This window comes from Streptomyces sp. CA-251247 (genome assembly GCF_050952975.1).
Classification (GTDB): Bacteria; Actinomycetota; Actinomycetes; order Streptomycetales; family Streptomycetaceae; genus Streptomyces; species Streptomyces achmelvichensis.
On sequence record NZ_CP191861.1, the window covers coordinates 4,550,506 to 4,569,933 of the forward strand.

Below are 19,428 nucleotides of genomic sequence, written 5' to 3' on the forward strand. Positions count from 1 at the left end.
CGTCCGTCTCATTTGTCGATGTCGCCGACGACGAAGAACAGCGAGCCGAGGATCGCGACCATGTCCGCGACCAGCGTGCCCGGCAGCAGTTCGGTGAGCGCCTGGATGTTGTTGTACGACGCCGAGCGGAGCTTGAGGCGGTAGGGCGTCTTCTCGCCCTTGGAGACGAGGTAGTAGCCGTTGATGCCCAGCGGGTTCTCGGTCCAGGCGTAGGTGTGGCCCTCGGGCGCCTTCAGCACCTTGGGCAGCCGCTGGTTGATCGGCCCTGGCGGGAGCGTGTCGATGCGGTCCAGGCAGGCGTCCGCCAGGGCCAGTGCGTTGTGCGTCTGCTCCAGCAGCACCTCGAAGCGGGCCAGGCAGTCGCCCTCGCCACGGGTGACCACCTTCAGGGTGTCCTGCAACTCCCCGTACGCCAGATAGGGCTCGTCGCGGCGGAGGTCGAAGTCGACGCCGGACGCGCGGGCGATCGGACCGCTCACGCCGTACGCGTGGACCGCTTCGGGCGAGAGGACGCCCACCTTGCGGGTACGGCCGCGGAAGATCTCGTTGCCGAGCACCAGGTTGTCGTAGATGTCCATCCGCGAGCGGACATCGGCGACGGCGTGCCGGGCGCGGCCGAGCCAGCCCGCCGGGAGGTCCTCCTTGAGGCCGCCCACGCGGTTGAACATGTAGTGCATCCGGCCGCCGGAGACCTCCTCCATCACGGTCTGGAGCTCCTCGCGCTCACGGAACGCGTGGAAGACCGGGGTGATGCCGCCGAGTTCGAGCGGATACGAGCCGAGGAACATCAGATGGTTGAGGACCCGGTTCAGTTCGGCGAGGAGCGTACGGGTCCACACGGCGCGCTCGGGGACCTCCATGCCGAGCATGCGCTCCACGGCCATGACGACGCCGAGCTCGTTGGAGAAGGCGGAGAGCCAGTCGTGGCGGTTGGCGAGCATCACGATCTGGCGGTAGTCGCGGGCCTCGAAGAGCTTCTCGGCGCCGCGGTGCATATAGCCGATGACCGGTTCGGCCTGCTGGATGCGCTCGCCGTCGAGAACGAGGCGGAGGCGGAGGACGCCATGCGTGGAGGGGTGCTGCGGGCCGATGTTGAGCACCATGTCGGTGCTTTCCGCCGCGCCGCCGATGCCGACCGTCGTCTCCGTCATGGCGCCAGTATCCCCGACGGGGTGCGGGACCTCACGGGTCCCCGGGCCCCGGCCGGGATCCGCTCCGCCGACGGCCCGCCCGCCCCGGACCCGCGCCCCGGACCCGCGCCTCAGTCCCCGGGCCGGATCCCCTCCGCCCCCGAGCCGGATCCCGCATGCCCGGCCGCCCGGCGCTTCGGTACCCGTCGGCCTCGGACCGTGCCTCAGTCCCGGCGGCCCCGGGCTGGATCCCCTCCGCCGACGGGCCGGATCCCGCCCGCACGCCCGGCCGCGCCCGGCGCTTCGGTAGCCGTCGGCCTCGGACCGTGCCTCAGTCCCCGGCCGCCCCGGACCCGCGCCCCGGACCCGCGCCTCAGTCCCCACCGGCCCCGGCCGCCCACGGCACGCGCTGGAGCAGCCAGCCGAAGTCACCCAGGCCGCCGTAGGCCGTCAGTTCCGCCGCCTCGCCCGCCTGCGACAGCGCACGCACGTACGCCGCCGGGTCCGTCGAGGCGAGGGACAGCGGCGGGCGGGTGCCCGAGACGCCGAGCGTGCGCAGCGCCTCGCGTTGCGTGGTCAGTTCCGCGCCCGGCAGGGCGCACGCGTCCAGCGCCACATGGGCCGTGAGGTCGCAGCTGCCATCGGGGACCGGGCGTACCTCCCTGCCCTCCCGGAAGCCCGTCAGGGTGCCGAACGGCGGCCGTGACCCGGCGGTGTGGGCGTAGTCCACCGCGACCGCGAGCCCCGCCCGCAGTGTGCCGACCGCCCGCGCCCACTCCTCGTCGCGCGGCCGGCCGATCTCCGCCCGGCTGCCGGGCTCCTTCAACGGCCACCAGCGGTCCAGCCATGCGGCGTCCGCGCCGGTGACCGGCGGGCCGAGCCGCTCGCTGCCGTCCGGTCCCACGAGGACCAGCCGCGGCACGCCCTCCTCGTCCGCCTCGGCGATGTCGACGGGCACGTTGTCGAGCCACTCGTTGGCGAACAGGAGGCCCCGGACACCGGCCGGGGGCTCGGCCACCCACGCGATGCGGTCGTCGAGGCCCTCGGGTCGTGGCGCCTTCTCCACGGCGTACGCCCGTACCGGGAAGTCCGCCGGAAGCGCCGCGAGCACACCGGTGACCAGCTCGCCGCGGCCCGCGCCCATGTCGACGAACGCCGGCTCCCCGGATGTCCCCGGTTCGTCCGCCGTGCGCCGCAGCAGTGCCGCGACGGCCGAGGCGAAGAGCGGGGAAGCGTGCACGGAGGTACGGAAATGTCCCACCGGTCCCTCGGGCCGCAGATAGAAGCCGCCCGGCCCGTAGAGCGCGCTCCGCGCGGCTTCCCGCCAGCCCGGCCACTGACACGTCTCATCCGTCACGGGCCCAAGTCTCCACCTTGCGGAGTACGCCTCCGCCCACCGGATCGCTCTGCCGGTTGACCCCCGCACCTATGTACGTTCCCTACTCTGGGTTACGTGCAGCGCCTCTATGACTTCATCCGCAGACACCCGACGGGCGTCGACACCTTCTGGGCTGTCGTGCTCTTCGGGATCTCCCTCCTGTGGGCGGCCACGGTTCCGGTCGGGGTCGGCGACAAGTGGACGGCGGCACTGGTCGTGCTGCTGCTCAGCCTGGTGGTGGCGCTGCGCCGTCGTATGCCGGAGAAGATGCTGGTCCTCACCGCCGCGCTGGGTGTCGCCCAGCTCGCGCTGGACATCCAGGTCAACCCGGCCGACTTCGCGATGCTGGTGATCATCTACACCGTCGCCGCGCACGACCGGTCGCCCTGGGCGTCCCGGCTGGCCCTCGTCGGCGGGCTCTCCGCGGCCACCCTGGCGCAGCTGCGCTGGCCGATGGAGGAGACCGGCACTTGGGGCAAGGTGTTCTTCACCGTCGTCCTGAGCGTGCCGTTCGCGCTGGCCTGGGTGCTCGGCGACTCGATACGCACCCGTCGCGCGTACTTCGACCAGCTCGAGGAGCGTGCGACGCGGCTGGAGAAGGAACGCGAGGCGCAGTCGAAGGTCGCGGTCGCGGCGGAACGCGCCCGGATCGCCCGTGAACTGCACGACGTCGTCGCGCACAACGTCTCGGTGATGGTCGTCCAGGCCGACGGCGCGGCCTATGTGCTGGATGCCGCGCCCGACCAGGCCAAACAGGCGCTGGAGACGATCTCGACCACCGGCCGTCAGGCGCTCGCGGAGATGCGCCGGCTGCTGGGAGTCCTGCGGACCGGGGACGCCCCGGAGAGCGGTGAGTACGTCCCGCAGCCCGATGTGCAGCAGATCGAGGACCTCGTGGAGCAGGTGCGCCACTCGGGCCTGACGGTGGACTTCAAGATCGAAGGAACGGCCCGGCAGCTGCCGAGCGGCGTCGAGCTCACCGCGTACCGCATCGTGCAGGAGGCGCTGACCAATACGCGCAAGCACGGTGGCCCGGAGGCCGGAGCCAGTGTGCGGCTGGTCTACTTCGACGACGGTCTCGGACTGCTGGTCGAGGACGACGGCCGGGGCTCGGCGCACGAGTTGTACGAGGACGGTGGCGCCGACGGGCGCGGCCACGGGCTCATCGGCATGCGGGAGCGCGTCGGTATGGTCGGCGGCACGCTGGACGCCGGCCCGCGGCCCGGCGGCGGCTTCCGGATCAGCGCCCTGCTCCCTCTCAAGCCCGCCCACTAGCTCCGCGACCCGACCTGAGCCGAACGCCCCGACCGCCCGACCCGCACCGGCCCGCTCCAGACCCACAGCCCCGAGAGACCGAGGACCCCGCTGCCATGTCCATCCGTGTGATGCTCGTCGACGATCAGGTGCTGCTGCGCACGGGATTCCGCATGGTGCTCGCCGCCCAGCCCGACATGGAGGTCGTCGCGGAGGCGGGCGACGGGGCCGAGGCGATCGAGAACCTGCGGGCCACCGCCGTGGACGTGGTGCTGATGGACGTCCGTATGCCGAGGCTCGACGGTGTCGAGGCGACGCGGCGGATCTGTGCCGCGCCCAACCCCCCGAAGGTGCTGATCCTGACCACCTTCGACCTGGACGAGTACGCGTTCTCCGGGCTGAAGGCGGGCGCGAGCGGCTTCATGCTGAAGGACGTGCCGCCCGCCGAACTGCTCGGCGCGATCCGCTCGGTCCACAGCGGTGACGCGGTCGTCGCACCCTCGACGACCCGCCGGCTCCTGGACCGCTTCTCCCCGATGCTGCCGAGCAGCGGCAGCGAGCCGCAGCACAAGGAGCTGGAGCGGCTCACGGAGCGGGAGCGCGAAGTGATGCTGCTGGTCGCCCAGGGCCTGTCGAACGGTGAGATCGCGGCCCGGCTGGTGCTGTCGGAGGCCACGGTGAAGACCCATGTGGGCCGCATCCTGACGAAGCTGAACCTCCGCGACCGGGTGCAGGTGGTCGTGCTGGCCTACGAGACGGGCCTGGTGCGCGCGGGCGGCGGAGCAGCTTCCTGACGCGATGCCGCTGTGGATCAACGGCCCGTTCGGCGGCGGCAGGACGCCGCTGCCGCACGGCCCGGACCGTGTCAGCGCAGCACCGTCTCCAGGAAGTCGCTGCCCAGCCGGGCCACCGCGGCGACGTCCAGCTGGTGCAGGACGTACCGGCCGCGCCGGCGCGTGGAGACGAGCCCGGCCTTCTTCAGCACCGACAGATGCCGTGAGACCTCCGGCGCGGTGATGTCGTACGCGTCCGCCAGCTCGCTCGTCGTGTACGCGGCACGCGCCAGGTTGCGGCACAGCCGCATCCGCATGGGGTGGGCCAGCGCCTCCATCCGCAGCTTCAGCAGCTCGACGGGTGCGGGGCCGGGCAGTCCGGGCGAGCCGACCGGGTAGTGGATCACCGGCCGCCAGCCCGGCGCGTGCAGCACCATCAGATGCGGCCAGCCGAAGCTCGACGGCACGAACGAGAGTCCGGCGCCCACCGAGGGGTCGACGGCCGTCGTCCGTCCCTCGGCCAGTTTGTCGGCGCTGATACGGGTCCGGTCCTCGTCCACCGTGAGCGCCGGGGAGACGTCGTACAGCGCCTCGGCGAGGCCCTTGTGGCGCAGCAGCTCGGTCTTGTGCCGGGCGTCGGCCGCCAGCTGCGGTGCGACGCGGCGCCAGGTGTCGGCGAAGAAGGCCTGGTCGCAGTCCTCGAAGAGCCTGCGCACCCAGGCGCGTACGGACGCCGGGTCGTCCAGCAGCCGCCGCGTGAAGTCGAGCTGCTTGGGTCCGCGGGTGGCGGCGAGTTCGAGCGCCCGCTCCCGCCGGGCGGGGTCGGTCAGGGCGGACGGGCCGGCGATTCCGTACGTACTGGCGCAGGTGAACTCCAGCGCCGCCGACACGAACCGCTCGTCGTCGAGACGGTCGAGCAGGTCGAGCTCCTCGGCGATCGTCGCGCCCGTGCGGCCGGCGGCGCCGCCGAGGGTCGCGGGCAGCCCCGCGAACGGCATGAAGACGTCGGAGAAGGTGGACCGCCACAGGAAGTCCGCCTCGTGCAGGCGGTCCGCGAGATCGGGCTTGAGCCCGGCGGCGGTGGCCGTGGCCCAGCCGTGCAGACCCGGATGGTGCGCCGGCTCGGCCAGCGCGTGCAGGGCGACGCCGAGCTCGGCGAGGGGAGAGATGTCGAAGACGATGCGCTCCTGAGGGAGCCCGCTGATGTCGATGGTCACGCTCACAGGTCCCATGGTGCGGGGTCCGCGCAACCGGCGGACCGCCGGTTGACGCGGCTCGTCAATCGACGCGACGGGCGGTGGGGGCCCGGCGCAGCGTTGAGGACATGAACGCCATGCAGCAGCACATGATCGACAGCTACCGCGCCTCCGTCCTCGGCACCCCGCTTCCGCCGCAGCCGGGCGTCCACGACTGGCAGGTCGCCCGTGAACTGGGAGCGGAGATGGCCCGCGGTCCGGGACTCCTTCGGACCCTGCGGGCGAGGCTCCACCGGGCGGCGGAGCGGCCGGGGACACCGAGCGGCTGACGTACCGGGCGTCGCGGGCGGTTCCCTCCGCCGCAGGGGCGCCCGGGCCTGGCCGCGGACCCGTCCGCCGCAGGGCACTCGGGCCGGTCTGAGGCCCCGCGGCAGCGTGCCGTCCGCCGCTCCTACCCCACCCGCCCCAGAAACCCCTTCAGCGCCTCTCTCACGTCCTGCGCCGACCACTCCAGCCCCTGCGACGCCACCGTCACCTCCGTGACCGACAGCCCCGGCGGAGAGCCGTCCGAGAACCATCTGCGGAACAGCGTCACCCCCGTCTCCTCCGCCTGGGCCACGGCCGCTTCGTTCAGCGTGTCCGCGTCGTACGGGAGCCAGACCTGGAACTGGTGCGTGTGCGGGATCTGCGGGTGCACACGGAACCAGGGGGCGTCGCTCTCGCGCAGGCCCTCGTCCAGCGCCGCGGCGACGGTCTTCGCGTGCGCCACGTACGACGGCAGCCGCGGCAGTTCGCGCTCCAGCCCGAGCAGCGCCGACAGCACCGCCGGGTACTGCTGGAACATCAGGCCCCCGTACCGGTGCCGCCAGGCGCGGGCCTCCGCGATCAGGTCCGCGGGGCCTGCCAGCGCGGCGCCCGAGAGCGCGTCGAGCGACTTGTAGAAGGACACGTACACGCTGTCCGCGAGCGAGGCGATCTCGTCCAGCGGGCGGCCGAAATGCGTCACGCACTCCCACAGCCGCGCGCCGTCGAAGTGGACGACGGCGTCCCGCTCACGCGCCGCCTCCGTCACATCGACCAGCGAGTCCCACGACGGGAGGACGAAGCCCGCCTCCCGCAGCGGCAGTTCCAGCATCAGGGCCCCGAAGGGCTCCTCGAAGTCCTGGACCTCCTCCGCCGTCGGCAGCCTCGGCTCCGTCGTCGGGTGGACCGTCCGCAGCCCGCTCACCGCCGTGAAGGCGCCGCGTTCGTGCATTTCCGGGTGGGCCGTGGGATGCAGCGCGACCGTGCTGTTCCCCGTCCGGCCCGCCCAGCACCGCAGCGCGACCTGCTGTGCCATCGTCCCGGTCGGGAAGAACACGGCCTCGGGGAACCCGAGCAGCCGCGCCACCCGCCGCTCCAGTTCGGCGACCACCCCGTTGCCGTACACATCGGTCCAGTCGTCCAGGTCGTAGACCTGGCCGGCGTCCGCCGCGAGGGCCGTCAGCCGCTCCTGGATCCGGTGGTCGGCGGACGCCCGCCAGAGCACCCGGTCCGATCCGCGCCACGCGGCCAGCCTGCGCCGCCGCTCGTCCTGTTCGCCGGTGTCAGTCACCCCTCGATCATTCCCCACAGCCTGTGGACAACCCGGAAGGGTGGGGGCCCTGCTGGCGTAGCATGACGGGAAATCGTCCGGTACCCCCCGCGGACTGGAACGGAAGGCCCCCACCGCGTGAATGCCACAGCACCACAGGAACCGCTCGACCCGCGGGACCGCCCCGCACGCCTGACCGTCGGCGTCGTCGGAGCGGGCCGTGTCGGACCGGCGCTGGCGGCGTCGCTCCAGCTCGCCGGGCACCGCCCGGTAGCGGTCTCCGGAGTATCGGACGCCTCGGTGCGACGAGCCGCCGTCCTGTTGCCCGACGTGCCCATCGTGACGCCCGCCGACGTCCTCGCCCGCGCCGATCTGGTCCTGCTGACCGTCCCCGACGACGCACTGCCCGCCCTCGTCGAAGGCCTCGTCGAGACCGGCGCCGTCCGGCCGGGCCAGCTGCTGGTGCACACCTCCGGGCGGTACGGCGTGGGCGTGCTGGACCCGGCGCTGCGGGCCGGCGCGCTGCCCCTCGCCCTGCACCCCGCGATGACGTTCACCGGCACGAGCGTGGACGTCCAGCGGCTGGCCGGCTGCTCGTTCGGGGTGACCGCCCCGCAGGAGCTGCGGCTCGCCGCCGAGGCGCTGGTCATCGAGATGGGCGGCGAGCCCGAGTGGATCGAGGAGGAGGCCCGCCCGCTCTATCACGCGGCCCTCGCCCTCGGCGCCAACCACCTGGTGACCCTGGTGGCCCAGTCGATGGAGCTGCTGCGTACGGCGGGGGTCGCCGCCCCCGACCGGATGCTCGGCCCGCTGCTCGGCGCGGCCCTCGACAACGCCCTGCGATCGGGTGACGCCGCCCTCACCGGCCCCGTAGCCCGCGGAGACGCCGGCACTGTCGCGGCGCACGTCGCGGAGCTGCGCAAGCACGCGCCGGGCACCGTCGCCGGCTATCTCGCGATGGCCCGCACCACCGCCGACCGGGCGCTCGCCCACGGGCTGCTCAAGCCGGAGCTGGCCGAGGACCTCCTCGGTGTGCTGGCGGAGGACGACGCGCGATGAGCTTCCGAATGGTGACGACCGCGGACGAACTGCATGCGCTGAGGGCCGTCACCGGCACCCGCGCCGTCGTGATGACCATGGGCGCCCTGCACGAGGGCCACGCCTCCCTCGTACGCACCGCCCGCGACCTCGTCGGCCCGGCCGGCTCGGTGGTCGTCACGGTCTTCGTCAACCCGCTCCAGTTCGGCGCGGGCGAGGACCTCGCCCGCTACCCCCGCACGCTCGACGCCGACCTCGCGACCGCCGAGGCCGCCGGTGCCGACATCGTCTTCGCGCCCTCCGTCGACGAGGTCTACCCCGGCGGAGAGCCCCAGGTCAGGATCTCCGCCGGCCCCATGGGCGAGCGTCTCGAAGGGGCGTACCGCCCGGGCCACTTCGACGGCATGCTCACCGTCGTCGCCAAGCTCCTCCACCTCACGCGCCCCGACATCGCTCTCTACGGCCGGAAGGACGCGCAGCAGCTCGCGCTGATCCGCCGGATGGCGCGGGACCTGAACTTCCCGGTCGAGATCGTCGGCGTACCGACCGTGCGCGAGGAGGACGGTCTCGCCCTCTCCAGCCGCAACCGCTACCTCTCCTCGGCCGAGCGGGTCACCGCGCTCTCCCTGTCCCGGGCCCTGTTCGCGGCCCGTGACCGCCTCGCCGCCCAGCAGGCACTGCACGCCCGCGCCGAGGCGACCGCCGGCACGCTCGCCCGGGCCGCCGCGCTCTCGGCCATAGGGGAGGCGCGCGCCGCCGCCGACACGGCGGCCGTCGCCCAGGCCGGTCCTGGCTGCGCCGACGCCGTACGGACCGCGGCGCGCACCGTCCTGGACGAGGCCGCGCGGCTCTCCCCTCCGCTCGCCCTCGACTACCTCGCCCTCGTCGACCCGGCCACCTTCGCCGAGATCCCCGACGACCACCACGGCGAGGCGATCATCGCCGTCGCGGCGAAGGTCGGCGGCACCCGCCTGATCGACAACATTTCCCTGACGTTCGGAGTCTCCACGTGACCGGCATACGGCTGAACGCCTCCGCGCCCGGCTGGGCCATCGCCGCCGATGTCGTCGTGGTCGGCTCGGGCGTCGCCGGCCTGACCGCCGCGCTCCGCTGCGCCGCCGCCGGGCTCTCCACGGTCGTGGTCACCAAGGCCCGCCTGGACGACGGCTCCACACGCTGGGCGCAGGGCGGCATCGCCGCCGCGCTGGGCGAGGGCGACACCCCCGACCAGCACCTGGACGACACCCTCGTCGCGGGCGCCGGTCTGTGCGACGAGGAGGCGGTGCGCGCGCTGGTCACCGAAGGCCCGGACGCCGTGCGGCGGCTGATCGCCACCGGCGCCCACTTCGACACCTCCGCCGCCGGCGAGATAGAGCTCACGCGCGAGGGCGGCCACCACCGCCGCCGTATCGCGCACGCCGGAGGCGACGCGACGGGCGCCGAGATCTCCCGCGCACTGGTCGAGGCCGTCCGCGACGGGGGCCTGCGCACCATCGAGAACGCCCTGGTCCTGGACCTGCTCACGGACGCCGAAGGCCGTACGGCGGGAGTCACCCTGCACGTCATGGGCGAGGGCCAGCACGACGGCGTCGGAGCCGTCCACGCCCCGGCCGTCGTCCTCGCCACCGGCGGTATGGGCCAGGTCTTCTCCGCCACCACCAACCCCGCGGTCTCCACCGGCGACGGTGTGGCACTCGCGCTGCGGGCCGGGGCCGAGGTCTCCGACCTGGAGTTCGTCCAGTTCCACCCGACGGTGCTGTTCCTCGGGACGGACTCGGAGGGCCAGCAGCCGCTCGTCTCGGAGGCCGTCCGCGGAGAGGGCGCCCACCTCGTCGACGCCGCCGGCACCCGCTTCATGCTCGGCCAACACGAACTCGCCGAACTGGCGCCCCGCGACATCGTCGCCAAGGGCATCATGCGCCGGATGCACGAACAGGGCGCCGCCCACATGTATCTGGACGCCCGCCACTTCGGGGCCCGGATGTGGGAGCACCGCTTCCCGACCATCCTCGCGGCCTGCCGTGCCCACGGCATCGACCCGGTCACCGAACCGATCCCGGTCGCCCCCGCCGCCCACTACGCCTCCGGCGGTGTACGCACCGACCTGCGCGGCCGCACCACGGTCCCGGGGCTGTACGCCTGCGGCGAGGTCGCCTGCACCGGCGTCCACGGAGCCAACCGCCTCGCCTCCAACTCCCTGCTGGAGGGCCTCGTCTTCGCGGAGCGCATCGCGGCCGACATCGCCTCGCGCGCACCGCTGTCCGCCGGCGAGCCCGTCGCCCCCGCCAGCCCGTCGGAACTGCCGCTGATCGCCCCCGAGGCCCGCGTCGAGATCCAGCGGATCATGTCGCAGGGCGCGGGCGTCCTGCGCTCCGCCGCCAGCCTGACGGAGGCGGCCGCCGCGCTGGAAGGTGTCCACCGCGCGGCCGTCGAGGGCCAGGAGGGCCCCGCCAAGACGGCCGAGCCGGGCGTGGAGTCCTGGGAGACCTCGAACCTGCTGTGCGTCGCCCGCGTCCTGACCGCCGCCGCCCTCGAACGCGAGGAGACCCGCGGCTGCCACTGGCGCGAGGACCGGCCCGACCGGGACGACACCACCTGGCGCCGCCATCTGGTGATCCGCATCGAGCCCGACCGCAGCCTCGTCGTCCGCCGCACCGAGAGCACCGCGTTCCCCGCCACCTCCGCCGCCACCGTCCCCGATGCCCCCAGGGAGCACCAACCGTGAGCACGCCCGAAGAACGTCCGCGTCCCGTGGACGTACCCCTGATCCAGATCGGCGCCCCGGCCGAGTCCTCCGGGGGCTGCGGGGACGCCTGCGGCTGTGCCGGCGGGGAGGAGGGGTACGACGAGCTGGAGTGCGGGCTCGACCCCGCCCTCGCCGCGATGCTCGCCGACGCGGGCCTGGACCCCGTACAGGTCGAGGACATCGCCCACCTCGCCCTCAGCGAGGACCTCGACGGCGGCGCGGACGTGACCAGTCTGGCGACCGTCCCCCAGGACGCCGTCGCCACCGGCGACTTCACCGCCCGCGAGGCCGGCACGGTCGCCGGACTCCAGATCGCCGAGGCGGTGCTGTCGGTGGTGTGCTCGGACGCGTTCACCGTCGAGCGCCACGTGGACGACGGCGACCGCGTCGAGGCCGGCCAGAAGCTGCTCTCCGTCACCGCCGACACCCGTGACCTGCTGACGGGCGAGCGCAGCGCGCTGAACATCCTGTGCCGCCTCTCCGGCATCGCGACCGCGACCCGGGCGTGGTCGGACGCGCTGGAGGGCACGAAGGCGCGGGTCCGTGACACCCGCAAGACCACCCCGGGACTGCGGGCCCTGGAGAAGTACGCCGTCCGCTGCGGCGGCGGCGTCAACCACCGCATGTCCCTCTCGGACGCGGCCCTGGTCAAGGACAACCACGTGGTGGCCGCGGGCGGCGTCGCGGCGGCCTTCAAGGCCGTACGGAACGCCTACCCGGACCTCGCGATCGAGGTCGAGGTGGACACCCTCCACCAGGTCCGCGAGGTCCTGGACGCGGGCGCGGACCTCATCCTGCTGGACAACTTCACCCCGGCGGAGACCGAGGAGGCCGTCGCGATCGTCGCCGGCCGCGCCGCGCTCGAATCGTCCGGCCGGCTCAGCCTCGACAACGCCCGGGCGTACGCCGAGACGGGCGTCGACTACCTCGCGGTGGGCGCCCTGACCCACTCCTCCCCGATCCTCGACATCGGCCTCGACCTCCGTGAGGCTGACGTCTGATGCTGCTCACCATCGACGTCGGCAACACCCACACCGTGCTGGGGCTGTTCGACGGGGAAGAGATCGTCGAGCACTGGCGCATCTCCACGGACGCCCGCCGCACCGCCGACGAACTGGCCGTCCTCCTCCAGGGCCTGATGGGTATGCACCCGCTGCTCGGGGACGAGCTGGGCGACGGCATCGAGGGCATCGCGATCTGCTCGACCGTCCCCTCCGTCCTCCACGAGCTCCGCGAGGTGACCCGCCGCTACTACGGCGACGTGCCCGCGGTCCTCGTCGAGCCCGGCATCAAGACCGGTGTGCCGATCCTGATGGACAACCCCAAGGAGGTCGGCGCGGACCGCATCATCAACGCGGTCGCGGCGGTCGATCTCTACGGCGGGCCCGCGATCGTGGTCGACTTCGGTACGGCGACGACGTTCGACGCGGTGAGCGCGCGTGGGGAGTACGCGGGCGGTGTGATCGCCCCGGGCATCGAGATCTCGGTCGAGGCGCTGGGCGTCAAGGGCGCGCAGCTCCGCAAGATCGAGCTGGCCCGGCCGCGCAGCGTGATCGGCAAGAACACGGTCGAGGCGATGCAGTCGGGCATCGTCTACGGGTTCGCGGGCCAGGTGGACGGCGTGGTGCGCCGGATGAAGGGCGAACTGGCGGACGAGGCGGACGAGGTCACGGTGATCGCGACGGGAGGTCTGGCGCCGATGGTGCTGGGCGAGGCGTCGGAGATCGACGAGCATGAGCCGTGGCTGACGCTGATCGGATTGCGGCTGGTGTACGAGCGGAACGTGTCGCGAATGTAGTGCGGGTTGCGCCTTCGGCTCGGGCCCTGGTTCGGTGCGGGTGCTTGTGGCTCGGGTGCTTGTGGCTGGGCCGCTTGTTCGGTGCGGGCCCTTGTGGCGCGGCCGCGGGTGCTTGTGGCTCAGCCGGTTGTTCGGCCCGGGCCCTTGTGGCGCGGCCGCGGGTGGTTGTGGCTCAGCCCCTGGTTCGGTTGCTGTCCCGGTGCCGTTCCGGGGTCGTGTCCGGGACTGCGGTCCTCACCGCGCTTCGCGCGAGTTGCGGGCGCTTTGACGTCCCGGACACGACCCCTGCACGTCCCCGTCCCTGAACCCGAGCCCTCGCTCCCGCCGGACCCGTATCCGCACCCTCGCAGCGCACCCCGGTCCACTGGACCTCGTCCCGAACGGTCGGGGGATCGCTGACGGGCGGGAGGGGGACGGGGGCGCAGGAGGGGGGTGTCCGGACGTCAGAGCTTCAGCAACTCGCGCGAAGCGCGGTGAGAAAGCAGTCCGGACACCCCCCTCCGGAGAACCCGGCCCCCGCACCCACCCACCGGACCAAGCGCAGCCGCACAAGAACAGTGGCACGCCCGGGTTGGGTGAATAAACCGATTTGAGCGATTTCGCACGTATCGTCAGTGCATGCCCACGCCATACGGTTCCCGCGGCGGCATGGCCTTCAGCGCAGACGAGCTGCGTGTGCTCCGACGCGCCCTCGCCGTTGCCCTCCATCCCGTCCCCCTCCCCGACGAGGACGTCCAGGACTGCCTGCGTCTGGCCGACTCGGTGGACGAGGCGTCCTGCGAGGCAGGCCGGCTGCGCGCCTTCCTCCTCGCCGACCTCGGCCGGTACCGCTCCGCGCTCCCCGGCACCGCGGCGAGCTATCTGGAACTCCTCCAGGACGCTCTGGCCACCGGCTACGACCCGCGTCCCGAGGACCTCGCCGCCCTGCGCACCCTGCGCGGCAATCCGGTCGGCGTGGCCGTGCTGCACCGCTGTCAGGCGCTCGCCGAGCAGTCCGTACGGGCGAGGCTGGCGGGCCGCAGCACCCCCGCGCCGCGTACCCGTCTGCTGGCTCTCCCCGGCGGCCGTGCCTCGGGGGACGCCAAGCAGCAGCCCCGGCCGGAGCCGAGGAAGCCGCAGCCCAGCAAGCCCGAGCCGGGGGAGCGTCCGGTGCCCAAGCCGTCCGAGGTGTTTCCGCCACGCCGCCGCCCGATGCCCCCGCCGGAACAGCTCGCGGCCGGCTAGCTACTCTGGGAGGCATGGACTACGTATCCGCGCTCCTGCCCCCCGTGGTGATGGCCGTCTTCTTCACCGTCCTGGTCGTGACGATAGTCAAGAGCCAGGGCGGCCCGAACAAGGCCAAGGAGGACGCGATCGTGGACGCCGCGATCGCTCGTGCGGAGTCCACCCGCCAGGCCGGCCGGGACGTCTGACCCGGCCCGACGCAGCACCCGCGCACCCGCGCGACCAGGACGTACGGCAGAGCTCCAGCCGTACGTCCTTTTTGTACGTCATTACCGCTCATTCCTGCTTCTCCCACTATGGTGGCGATGTGCCCCGCCAATTGGGAGACCTGGAAGACGCCGTCATGACACGCGTCTGGCAATGGAACCGGCCGGTCACCGTCCGGGAAGTCCTGGAAGACCTTCAGCAGGAACGGTCCATCGCCTACACGACCGTCATGACCGTAATGGACAATCTCCATCAGAAGGGCTGGGTCCGGAGGGAAGTCGAGGGCCGCGCCTATCGATATACGGCCGTCTCGACCAGAGCCGCCTACTCCGCCGCCCTGATGAACGAGGCGTGGTCGAAGAGCGACAACCCCGCGGCCGCACTTGTCGCCTTCTTCGGCATGATGTCGTCCGAGCAGCGGGAGTCCCTGCAAGCCGCCGTCCGGATCGTTCAGGGCGACGAGGTCGCCGACGGCGGTACCTCCGCGGGGCGATAGCGTCATGACATGCCTTATGCCCCAGCAAATGCCATCACCGTCCGGCGGGCCAGGACGTCCGATGTGCCCGAGGTCCGCCGTCTCGTCGATCCGTACGTGAGTGAAGGCATCCTCCTCGACAAAGCGACGGTCACTCTTTACGAAGCCATCCAGGAGTTCTGGGTCGCGGAACACGACGAGGACGGCACGGTCGTCGGCTGCGGTGCGCTCCACGTGATGTGGGAAGACCTCGCGGAAGTCCGCACTCTCGCGGTGGATCCCGCCCACAAGGGCGCCGGCATCGGGCATCTGGTGCTCGACAAGCTGTTGGACACCGCCCGCTGGCTGGGGGTGCGACGGGTTTTCTGTCTCACCTTCGAAGTGGACTTCTTCGGCAAGCACGGCTTCGTGGAGATCGGTGAGACTCCGGTCGACGGAGATGTCTACGCCGAGCTGCTGCGTTCCTATGACGAGGGTGTCGCCGAGTTCCTCGGGCTCGAACGAGTGAAGCCGAACACCTTGGGCAACAGCCGGATGCTTCTGCACCTGTGATCACCGGGAAGAGCCGGAACCCTATGTCCGAATCGCGCACGTTTCCCGCGTTCTCGAGGTTCTGAACCTCTGCCAAGGGTTTGTGTTTTCCAAGGAAAAGCGGTTTCCTTTCCGCGTACTGCATTTTCGATGAAAGGAAATCCGGTGGCACAGAAGGTTCAGGTCCTTCTTGTCGACGACCTCGACGGCGGCGAGGCGGACGAGACCGTGACGTTTGCGCTGGACGGCAAGACCTACGAGATCGACCTCACCACCGCCAATGCGGACAAGCTCCGCGGCCTGCTGGAGCCCTACGCGAAGAACGGCCGGCGTACCGGCGGCCGCGCCGCGTCCGGCCGTGGCAAGGGCCGTGCGGCCGCGAGCGGCAACAAGGACACGGCGGAAATCCGGGCCTGGGCCAAGGCGAACGGCTACGAGGTCAACGACCGCGGCCGGGTGCCCGCCACGGTGCGCGATGCCTACGAGAAGGCCAACGGCTGAGTAAACGGCCCTGCATTCACCCGCTGCGTATTCCTGCGCAGCAATCGGGCCCGGTGGCACTGCGTCGCCATCGTGTCCAGGAGCCGTACGAGATCGGGGCTGGGGCCCCGGCCGGTTCCCGCGCTGCGTCCGAAGGGCGCCAGTGCCGGAAGTGTCGGTTCCACCTCGCGCCCGGGCACGGGGGGTCGCAGCCACACAGCGGCCCCCCGCGAGCCGGGCCATCCGGGCGGCGGCGGGGCGGTCATCCGTCCTCCCGTGCCGGCGGCCGTGAGGTCCAGGGCGATTCCGCCCCATCCCAGCCAGTCGAGCAGTCCGGGCACCTCGTCCGCGCTCCCCGCTGCCACCAGGAGGCGCATCCTGTGCCCCATCAGGGCCACAGGGCTCGCGAGGCCCGTGCGGCGCAGGGCGGCCGCCCCGGCATCGGCCGGCAGCTCCAGTACGTCGAAGCGCAGCCCGGTGAGCAGTTGCACGGGGAAGCAGTCCGCCGCGGCCCAGCCGAGTTCGGTCTCGTACCACTGGGCGCGGCCGTCGTCGGCGGGCGTGCGGGGGAGCGGAACGGTGAGGGCCATACCCCGGGAACTCCCGGGACGGTGCGAGAGTTACGCAGAGTGTGCGTGCGAATGCGCCTGGTAGCAGCATCGGGGGCGTCCGGGCGCAGTCGGGGGCGCAAGGTTGTTCGCCCGTAGCTGAGGGAACCCGTGCGCGCCGCATGGAGTGTCAGTGCTTGCGGGTAAGACATTCCTAGTGGGGAGGGGCGACACGCTCGCCAGGCCGTCTCACGTTCGCCATCGGCGTAGTCAAGGTGAGGGTATCTGCCTGGCCTGCGGGAACATCGTCTCGCACCATCGGGTTGGAGCAGTTGTCGGCGTTCTGGGGTCAGGAGGCCACTTACGGGTGTCGGCAGTTGGAATGAGCGGTCCCCGCTTGCGGGACTAAGCTGCGGAAGGACAGGGAGGGGACCGACCCCTTACTGCCTGACCGCTCTGAGGAGCGATTAACGATGTTCGAGAGGTTCACCGACCGCGCGCGGCGGGTTGTCGTCCTGGCTCAGGAAGAAGCCCGGATGCTCAACCACAACTACATCGGCACCGAGCACATCCTCCTGGGCCTTATCCACGAGGGTGAGGGTGTCGCCGCTAAGGCCCTGGAGAGCCTCGGGATTTCGCTCGAGGCGGTCCGCCAGCAGGTGGAGGAGATCATCGGCCAGGGCCAGCAGGCCCCGTCCGGGCACATCCCCTTCACGCCCCGTGCCAAGAAGGTCCTGGAGCTGTCGCTCCGCGAGGCTCTTCAGCTGGGCCACAACTACATCGGCACCGAGCACATCCTGCTCGGCCTGATCCGCGAGGGCGAGGGCGTCGCAGCCCAGGTCCTCGTGAAGCTGGGCGCCGATCTCAACCGGGTGCGGCAGCAGGTCATCCAGCTGCTCTCCGGATACCAGGGCAAGGAAGCCGCCACGGCAGGCGGCCCGGCCGAGGGCACCCCCTCGACCTCGCTCGTCCTGGACCAGTTCGGCCGGAATCTCACCCAGGCCGCTCGTGAGTCCAAGCTCGACCCGGTCATCGGGCGCGAGAAGGAGATCGAGCGGGTCATGCAGGTGCTGTCCCGCCGTACGAAGAACAACCCCGTGCTCATCGGCGAGCCCGGCGTCGGCAAGACGGCGGTCGTCGAGGGCCTGGCGCAGGCCATCGTCAAGGGCGAGGTGCCCGAGACCCTCAAGGACAAGCACCTCTACACCCTGGACCTGGGCGCGCTGGTCGCGGGCTCCCGGTACCGCGGTGACTTCGAGGAGCGTCTGAAGAAGGTCCTCAAGGAGATCCGCACCCGCGGCGACATCATCCTGTTCATCGACGAGCTCCACACCCTCGTGGGTGCGGGTGCCGCCGAGGGCGCGATCGACGCCGCCTCGATCCTCAAGCCGATGCTGGCGCGAGGCGAGCTGCAGACCATCGGCGCCACGACGCTGGACGAGTACCGCAAGCACCTGGAGAAGGACGCGGCCCTCGAGCGCCGCTTCCAGCCCATCCAGGTCGCGGAGCCGTCGCTGCCGCACACCATCGAGATCCTCAAGGGTCTGCGCGACCGGTACGAGGCCCACCACCGGGTCTCCATCACGGACGAGGCGCTCGTCCAGGCCGCGACGCTGGCCGACCGGTACATCTCGGACCGCTTCCTGCCGGACAAGGCGATCGACCTGATCGACGAGGCCGGTTCCCGGATGCGTATCCGCCGGATGACCGCGCCGCCGGACCTCCGCGAGTTCGACGAGAAGATCGCGGGCGTGCGCCGCGACAAGGAGTCGGCGATCGACTCCCAGGACTTCGAGAAGGCGGCCTCTCTCCGCGACAAGGAGAAGCAGCTGCTCGCCGCGAAGGCCAAGCGTGAGAAGGAATGGAAGGCCGGCGACATGGACGTCGTCGCCGAGGTCGACGGCGAGCTCATCGCCGAGGTCCTCGCCACGGCGACCGGCATTCCCGTCTTCAAGCTCACCGAGGAGGAGTCCTCCCGCCTGCTGCGCATGGAGGACGAGCTCCACAAGCGCGTCATCGGTCAGAAGGACGCCATCAAGGCGCTCTCGCAGGCCATTCGCCGTACGCGAGCGGGTCTGAAGGACCCGAAGCGCCCCGGTGGCTCGTTCATCTTCGCCGGCCCGTCCGGTGTCGGTAAGACCGAGCTCTCCAAGACGCTCGCCGAATTCCTCTTCGGCGACGAGGATGCGCTGATCTCCCTCGACATGTCGGAGTTCAGCGAGAAGCACACGGTTTCGCGTCTCTTCGGTTCCCCGCCCGGATACGTGGGTTACGAAGAGGGCGGCCAGCTCACCGAGAAGGTGCGCCGGAAGCCGTTCTCCGTCGTCCTCTTCGACGAGGTCGAGAAGGCCCACCCCGATATCTTCAATTCCCTTCTGCAGATCCTGGAGGACGGTCGCCTGACCGACTCCCAGGGCCGCGTCGTGGACTTCAAGAACACGGTCATCATCATGACGACCAACCTCGGGACCCGGGACATCTCGAAGGGATTCAACCTGGGCTTCGCCGCTCAGGGTGACACCAAGACGAACTACGAGCGGATGAAGACCAAGGTCAACGAAGAGCTCAAGCAGCACTTCCGGCCCGAGTTCCTCAACCGTGTCGACGACACCGTGGTCTTCCACCAGCTGACCGAGGAAGACATCATCCAGATCGTCGACCTCATGATCGCCAAGGTGGACGAGCGCCTGAAGGACCGCGACATGGGTCTGGAGCTCAGCCCCACGGCCAAGTCGCTGCTCGCCAAGAAGGGCTACGACCCGGTTCTGGGCGCCCGGCCGCTGCGCCGGACGATCCAGCGCGAGATCGAGGACATCCTCTCCGAGAAGATCCTCTTCGGTGAGCTGCGCCCCGGTCACATCGTGGTCGTGGACACCGAGGGCGAGGGTGAGGAGAAGAAGTTCACCTTCCGCGGCGAGGAGAAGTCGGCTCTGCCGGACGTCCCGCCGATCGAGCAGGCGGCAGGCGGCGCAGGCCCGAACCTGTCGAAGGACGCGTAAGCGCCCGAAGGCCTGACAGAGGGGCTGCCCCGGACCATTGAGGTCCGGGGCAGCCCCTTTTCCGTGCGTTGCTCAGGG

The 19,428-nt window shown here is 71.4% G+C and carries 19 protein-coding genes; 14 read left to right on the forward strand and 5 right to left on the reverse strand.

Annotated features, from left to right (window positions below):
* Positions 1–8: 8 nt before the first annotated feature.
* The gene (locus ACQPWZ_RS20115) at positions 9–1,151 is read right to left on the reverse strand and encodes an NADH-quinone oxidoreductase subunit D (protein ID WP_433572044.1); all 1,143 of its coding nucleotides are present in this window, start codon (positions 1,149–1,151) and stop codon (positions 9–11) included.
* Between the two features lie 352 nt (positions 1,152–1,503).
* Positions 1,504–2,487 carry an SAM-dependent methyltransferase gene (locus ACQPWZ_RS20120; RefSeq protein ID WP_433572045.1) on the reverse strand — a complete coding sequence of 328 codons (984 nt, stop codon included), beginning with the start codon at positions 2,485–2,487 and terminating at the stop codon, positions 1,504–1,506.
* A 96-nt stretch (positions 2,488–2,583) separates the two neighbouring features.
* Here ACQPWZ_RS20120 and ACQPWZ_RS20125 point away from each other — a divergent pair, with 96 nt between their 5' ends.
* Entirely contained in the window at positions 2,584–3,783 is a 1,200-nt protein-coding gene (locus tag ACQPWZ_RS20125; protein ID WP_340474503.1) for a sensor histidine kinase, read from the forward strand.
* Between the two features lie 95 nt (positions 3,784–3,878).
* Positions 3,879–4,556, forward strand: a complete 678-nt coding sequence (locus ACQPWZ_RS20130) for a response regulator transcription factor (RefSeq protein ID WP_327681683.1) — start codon at positions 3,879–3,881, stop codon at positions 4,554–4,556.
* Between the two features lie 71 nt (positions 4,557–4,627).
* Here ACQPWZ_RS20130 and ACQPWZ_RS20135 read toward each other — a convergent pair whose 3' ends face one another.
* Positions 4,628–5,752, reverse strand: a complete 1,125-nt coding sequence (locus ACQPWZ_RS20135) for a DUF5937 family protein (RefSeq protein ID WP_340477939.1) — start codon at positions 5,750–5,752, stop codon at positions 4,628–4,630.
* Between the two features lie 107 nt (positions 5,753–5,859).
* On the opposite strand from ACQPWZ_RS20135, the gene ACQPWZ_RS20140 reads away from it, so the two are divergent.
* Positions 5,860–6,060, forward strand: coding sequence for a hypothetical protein (locus tag ACQPWZ_RS20140; protein WP_340474504.1), 201 nt, complete (start codon positions 5,860–5,862; stop codon positions 6,058–6,060).
* Positions 6,061–6,182: 122 nt separating this feature from the next.
* Here the strand turns inward: ACQPWZ_RS20140 and ACQPWZ_RS20145 are convergent, their stop codons facing one another.
* A complete protein-coding gene (locus ACQPWZ_RS20145) occupies positions 6,183–7,325 on the reverse strand; it encodes a threonine aldolase family protein (RefSeq protein ID WP_433572046.1) in 1,143 nt (380 codons plus the stop codon).
* Positions 7,326–7,442: 117 nt separating this feature from the next.
* On the opposite strand from ACQPWZ_RS20145, the gene ACQPWZ_RS20150 reads away from it, so the two are divergent.
* From ACQPWZ_RS20150 to ACQPWZ_RS20195, 10 genes are all read left to right on the forward strand, one after another.
* Positions 7,443–8,363, forward strand: coding sequence for a Rossmann-like and DUF2520 domain-containing protein (locus ACQPWZ_RS20150; RefSeq protein ID WP_313944939.1), 921 nt, complete (start codon positions 7,443–7,445; stop codon positions 8,361–8,363).
* Positions 8,360–9,355, forward strand: a complete 996-nt coding sequence (gene panC, locus ACQPWZ_RS20155; protein ID WP_433572047.1) for a pantoate--beta-alanine ligase — start codon at positions 8,360–8,362, stop codon at positions 9,353–9,355. Before ACQPWZ_RS20150 ends, panC begins: the two co-directional genes overlap by 4 nt.
* Complete coding sequence (locus tag ACQPWZ_RS20160; protein WP_433572048.1) at positions 9,352–11,067, forward strand: L-aspartate oxidase; 1,716 nt, start codon at positions 9,352–9,354, stop codon at positions 11,065–11,067. The genes panC and ACQPWZ_RS20160 overlap by 4 nt, the downstream gene beginning before the upstream one ends.
* Positions 11,064–12,089 (forward strand): carboxylating nicotinate-nucleotide diphosphorylase, encoded by a 1,026-nt coding sequence (gene nadC, locus ACQPWZ_RS20165; protein WP_340474510.1) that lies wholly within the window; start codon positions 11,064–11,066, stop codon positions 12,087–12,089. The genes ACQPWZ_RS20160 and nadC overlap by 4 nt, the downstream gene beginning before the upstream one ends.
* The gene (locus ACQPWZ_RS20170; protein WP_327681671.1) at positions 12,089–12,886 is read left to right on the forward strand and encodes a type III pantothenate kinase; all 798 of its coding nucleotides are present in this window, start codon (positions 12,089–12,091) and stop codon (positions 12,884–12,886) included. Before nadC ends, ACQPWZ_RS20170 begins: the two co-directional genes overlap by 1 nt.
* Before the next feature lie 648 nt (positions 12,887–13,534).
* The gene (locus tag ACQPWZ_RS20175; RefSeq protein ID WP_340477940.1) at positions 13,535–14,110 is read left to right on the forward strand and encodes a hypothetical protein; all 576 of its coding nucleotides are present in this window, start codon (positions 13,535–13,537) and stop codon (positions 14,108–14,110) included.
* Between the two features lie 14 nt (positions 14,111–14,124).
* Positions 14,125–14,298 (forward strand): hypothetical protein, encoded by a 174-nt coding sequence (locus ACQPWZ_RS20180; protein WP_313944934.1) that lies wholly within the window; start codon positions 14,125–14,127, stop codon positions 14,296–14,298.
* A 119-nt stretch (positions 14,299–14,417) separates the two neighbouring features.
* Positions 14,418–14,813: a BlaI/MecI/CopY family transcriptional regulator gene (locus tag ACQPWZ_RS20185; RefSeq protein WP_327681669.1), complete on the forward strand. Its 396-nt coding sequence runs from the start codon at positions 14,418–14,420 to the stop codon at positions 14,811–14,813.
* A gap of 9 nt (positions 14,814–14,822) precedes the next feature.
* Positions 14,823–15,344 carry an amino-acid N-acetyltransferase gene (locus ACQPWZ_RS20190; RefSeq protein WP_313944932.1) on the forward strand — a complete coding sequence of 174 codons (522 nt, stop codon included), beginning with the start codon at positions 14,823–14,825 and terminating at the stop codon, positions 15,342–15,344.
* 144 nt (positions 15,345–15,488) lie between these two features.
* Positions 15,489–15,824 carry a histone-like nucleoid-structuring protein Lsr2 gene (locus tag ACQPWZ_RS20195; protein WP_313944931.1) on the forward strand — a complete coding sequence of 112 codons (336 nt, stop codon included), beginning with the start codon at positions 15,489–15,491 and terminating at the stop codon, positions 15,822–15,824.
* On the opposite strand, the gene ACQPWZ_RS20200 is transcribed toward ACQPWZ_RS20195, so the two are convergent.
* Positions 15,803–16,393 (reverse strand): SCO3374 family protein, encoded by a 591-nt coding sequence (locus tag ACQPWZ_RS20200; RefSeq protein ID WP_433572049.1) that lies wholly within the window; start codon positions 16,391–16,393, stop codon positions 15,803–15,805. The two genes, ACQPWZ_RS20195 and ACQPWZ_RS20200, sit on opposite strands and share 22 nt — an antisense overlap.
* Before the next feature lie 431 nt (positions 16,394–16,824).
* Here ACQPWZ_RS20200 and ACQPWZ_RS20205 point away from each other — a divergent pair, with 431 nt between their 5' ends.
* Positions 16,825–19,350 carry an ATP-dependent Clp protease ATP-binding subunit gene (locus tag ACQPWZ_RS20205; protein ID WP_313944929.1) on the forward strand — a complete coding sequence of 842 codons (2,526 nt, stop codon included), beginning with the start codon at positions 16,825–16,827 and terminating at the stop codon, positions 19,348–19,350.
* Positions 19,351–19,428 lie beyond the last annotated feature (78 nt).